6 protein-coding genes are annotated in these 3,835 nt (G+C 55.4%); 2 read left to right on the top strand and 4 right to left on the bottom strand.

The genetic code is table 11. The features are described 5' to 3' along the window. Together ACWVCN_RS12825 and ACWVCN_RS12820 are read right to left on the bottom strand one after the other, a co-directional pair. A partial coding sequence (locus tag ACWVCN_RS12825; RefSeq protein ID WP_455246207.1) for a YgaP family membrane protein occupies positions 1 to 208 on the bottom strand: 208 nt, incomplete at its 3' end. 78 nt (positions 209 to 286) lie between these two features. Continuing rightward, positions 287 to 661 (bottom strand): c-type cytochrome, encoded by a 375-nt coding sequence (locus ACWVCN_RS12820; protein ID WP_455246205.1) that lies wholly within the window; start codon positions 659 to 661, stop codon positions 287 to 289. A gap of 677 nt (positions 662 to 1,338) precedes the next feature. On the opposite strand from ACWVCN_RS12820, the gene ACWVCN_RS12815 reads away from it, so the two are divergent. Together ACWVCN_RS12815 and ACWVCN_RS12810 are read left to right on the top strand one after the other, a co-directional pair. Further along, complete coding sequence (locus ACWVCN_RS12815; protein ID WP_455246203.1) at positions 1,339 to 1,620, top strand: hypothetical protein; 282 nt, start codon at positions 1,339 to 1,341, stop codon at positions 1,618 to 1,620. Positions 1,621 to 1,745: 125 nt separating this feature from the next. Continuing rightward, positions 1,746 to 1,877: a hypothetical protein gene (locus ACWVCN_RS12810; RefSeq protein WP_455246202.1), complete on the top strand. Its 132-nt coding sequence runs from the start codon at positions 1,746 to 1,748 to the stop codon at positions 1,875 to 1,877. Positions 1,878 to 1,925: 48 nt separating this feature from the next. Here the strand turns inward: ACWVCN_RS12810 and ACWVCN_RS12805 are convergent, their stop codons facing one another. Continuing rightward, positions 1,926 to 2,264, bottom strand: a complete 339-nt coding sequence (locus tag ACWVCN_RS12805) for a hypothetical protein (protein WP_455246201.1) — start codon at positions 2,262 to 2,264, stop codon at positions 1,926 to 1,928. A 71-nt stretch (positions 2,265 to 2,335) separates the two neighbouring features. Then, entirely contained in the window at positions 2,336 to 3,571 is a 1,236-nt protein-coding gene (locus ACWVCN_RS12800) for a DEAD/DEAH box helicase (protein WP_455246199.1), read from the bottom strand. Between the last annotated feature and the right edge of the window lie 264 nt (positions 3,572 to 3,835).

Here is a 3,835-nt window from a genome sequence, read left to right as displayed (position 1 = left end):
GCGGAGCCGACGTCGGGCAGGTGTTAAGCCCTAGCAATGCCCAAAGAGGACAATACCCGATCGCTCCTGTCACCAATGCGATTGTTCCCAAGACCAACACCACCGCCGTAATCTCTGCGCCTAGCCCCGCGAAAGCTCCGAGGCCTATGAATGCGATGCCGACCACAATACGAATCGGCCTTTCGATACCACCGACATTGCACGTCATGCTCCACCTCCCTGTTAAATGCCTTTGTTATTGTTAGGCAAGAACGAGTGGAAAGATTCAGGTCTGAAACGATTTCGCCTAGGGACGAGGCATGGCTCCGCTTCGTCCGTCCAACGTGCGAATATAAGCGATGACTTCATTGATCTCATCATCGGAAAGCGCGTATTGCCACGTTCCCATCGCAGTATTTTTCCTTCCATCGTGAATTGATTTGAAAAGCCCTGCATCCAACTTATCCTGGACTGCAGGGCTTGTGAGATCAGCAGGAGGGGGATTGAGTTGGACTGCCGCCGCCCCTCGACCATCAATCCCGTGGCAGCGCAGACATAGCTGCGAATAGATGTTCTTCCCCTTCTTCAAATCACCGGTTATCGCCGGAGAAGCTGACATCGCCTCCGCAAGAAAGAGCCCGAGAATAACGGCACCCAACACACGACCGCCGGACCGCGTCATCAACGCACCTCACTGTTAAGAGAACCGCCTTTGCTTGCCACTGACACTCTGCGAAGGCCATGCCCGAGAACGGCCTAGCTCGGGTGAACATAAGAAGGTCTTTATATCAACTAGTTGGAACATCGTCATCTCGCATGTGCGAAGAAATGAGCCAACAACTCTTACAGGACTGTGGCGGCACGCTACGGTACCCCGCTTTGTCCGGTGTCTACGGATGATCCATGAGGCTCCAGGACGCGGCAAAAATCACCCGGTGTTGCTTTGCAGCCAGTCCCAAGGAGTCGACGGGATCGTTGAACTTCCTGAAGAACCTGACCAACACCTAGGACCTTTAAATAATACTCCTGGAGCAGCCAAGAACACACCCTTCCGGGAGAGTCACTTGGCGTACGTATCGCATCAGCAGAATACGGAGGCCGGATTGAAAGAAAGGCGAACCTCCTTTTGACGTGCCAGGAACGCACGTGTTAGAGTGACCTACTATTACCAATATAAGCAAGAGCCACATCTTCTCCTCGCGCTTCCGCACTCCTGTTCATTGTTCTGCGCGATCGATTTCGTACTTGGCGTCGCTCATAATACCCTCAGGGTATTGGAGCAGCACATCGGCTGTTTTTCATGTTCCGAGAGGCTTCGAATGCCTTCGGCGTTTCCGAATCCACAAAGGGAGTAAACTCATGGGGATCTCGACTGTGTGGAAGAGCACCAAAGCAGGAAAGAAAAAGACTAGACCGGCCTACAAACCGAAAATCCGTTGGGAATTGCTGGGATTGTCCGATCCGGAAGCCACCGAATCGACACTCTCGATCGAATCGATTCGAAAAGAGGTGTCTTCACTCGCCAGCAGGGGATTCGGGCAGGGTACACGTTCCCGGTCCACGGTACAGGAAACATCCGGCCGCAAGGGGACTCGTCAAACCGGCGGTAGGTCGATGGGGAGCCGCGGTGCGACCAAATAGCACTCGTGTACAGGAGTTATTAACCGGACACGACTTTACTGGTTGTTTTATCAACCAAGGAGGGCACCATAGGACGCGTAGGGAAAACAACTCTGGCCAAGCGAGACCGTGAAAAAGCACTGCAGATGAATCGGAAAGAAAAAGAGGCGAAGCGCGCCCTTCGTAAGGCTGAGAAGAACGCGCGCGGCGATCGGCCCAGCGGCGAAGACCCCGATTTGGAAGGACTTCGCTGGGGGCCACAGGAACCGCTCTACTGAACGGGCCGTTGGAACTTGCGAACATCCATGAAACCAAGGCACAGGCCGCTAACGGGCGGGCGCGAAGCAATCCGCTGGAAGCGCGGCACGAAGACGATCCGTCACAAAGCGACGGTAATCGGAGTTCTCTTTGAGCATTAATACCACCCCATCCTCATCGGTGAGGACGAGCAGTGTTTCTTCGGTGACAAGCATCCGATCCTGATCGCCCACATTGACCCGGTACTGTGTCTTCCCATCTGGATTGCGCGCCGGACCAACCACCAGTTCCGTCAATCCATCGACGACACCCTCTTGGCCTCCTTCACGAAAGCGAACTTTCGTTCCGTTAGGAATTCTCACCCACGTACTCGCCTTTTTCACCGCTGTTATCTGGTCCTGTGCCATGGCGTTTCTCTCCCTACAACGTGAATCTGATAATGGGTTCCTTCGCGACCACGACGACGATTACACGAAATTTATTGCAGCGGACGGACATGGCGTCGATTCCTCATTGTCGAGATTCGTCCTTCCGATGCGCGCGCTGCCCCGTTCAACCCTCTCAAGCCTGAACATCCGAACGTCGGCCGGTGACTCCCCGGTGCGATCGGTACAGCCTGTCCCAACAACTGCTCGATTGCCTTGAGTTGCCGAGGATCTTCCTCCGTCACAAAACTGGTTGCCCGACCGGTGGTTTTCATTCGCGCCGTCCGACCGATCCGATGGACGTAGTCCTCCGGCACGATAGGAAGATCGTAATTGATGACATGACCGATATTGGCCACGTCAATGCCTCTTGAGGCAATATCGGTCGCAACCAGCACCTTGAACCTTCCCCGTTTGAACCCATCCAAAGCGGCGCGCCGTTGCGACAAGCTCCGATCCCCGTGGAGCACGGCCACCTTATGTCCCGCTCGACCCAACACCCGCCCTACCTGGTCCGCGCGATGTTTCGTGCGGGTAAAGACCAGTACAGTCTCCTCCTCAGCACGGAGGAGCGAGAGGAGCAAATCTCCTTTGTTGTGATGCGTCGTATAGTGAAGTGCTTGAGTGACGCCATCCGCCGTCGTTGCCGACGGCGTTACCATGATACGCACCGGATCGTTGACGCTCGCTTGGAGTAAGCGTGACAGGTCCGGAGGCAACGTAGCGGAGAAGAGCAAGGTCTGCCGTTCATCCGGCAGCGCATCCAAGATTTGATTGATCTGGGGAGCGAATCCCATGTCCAGCATCCGATCCGCTTCGTCAAGGACGAGCATCTTGATCACCGCCAAGTTGACGGTGCCGTTCCACATATGATCGAGCAACCGCCCGGGCGTGGCCACGAGGATATCCGGTCTCTGCCGGAGTCCCCGCACTTGCGCCATCATGTCCGCCCCCCCCACCAGCAATGTTGCAGCTATAACGCGGTGCCGTCCAAGCTTATCGATTGTCGCAACAATCTGGGAGGCCAGTTCCCTGGTCGGAGCCAGAATCAATACCGACGGATCTCCCTTCGGCAATGCAGCCAGCCGATCGATGATCGGAATGACGAAGGCCGCTGTCTTGCCCGTTCCGGTCTGCGCACAGCCGATGACATCTCGACCGGTCAAAGCCGGAGGGATCGCTTTCGCTTGAATGGGAGTCGGGGAATGGAGGCCGGCCTTGGTCAAATCCCGAAGTATCGCTTCGGACAAGCCAAGCTCATGAAAACCGATACACTCAGAGGTATCCACAACAAGAATCCTTTCAGTATGATCGCATGATGACAAGCTCAGAGAACCGAGGGGAGACACAACCGGGAAGGATGCAACTCCAAACTGGACCTGGTCGCGATGCGATCGCGAAGTCCGCTAGACTGAGCACATCTCCGGGCCGGACTTACTACGAGGTGATGTGTACCTGCACCTTACAGGACGCCTCCCCTGCCGTCAATGCTTTCCCATCCTCTACCGAAAGCCTGAGTTTGCTGAAATGGTGTCCTGTTCGCTATTTGAGTC

This window comes from Petrachloros mirabilis, from assembly GCF_975968855.1.
The sequence above is the reverse complement of the archived record's forward strand: the minus strand, read 5'-3'. Positions and strand labels throughout refer to the sequence as shown.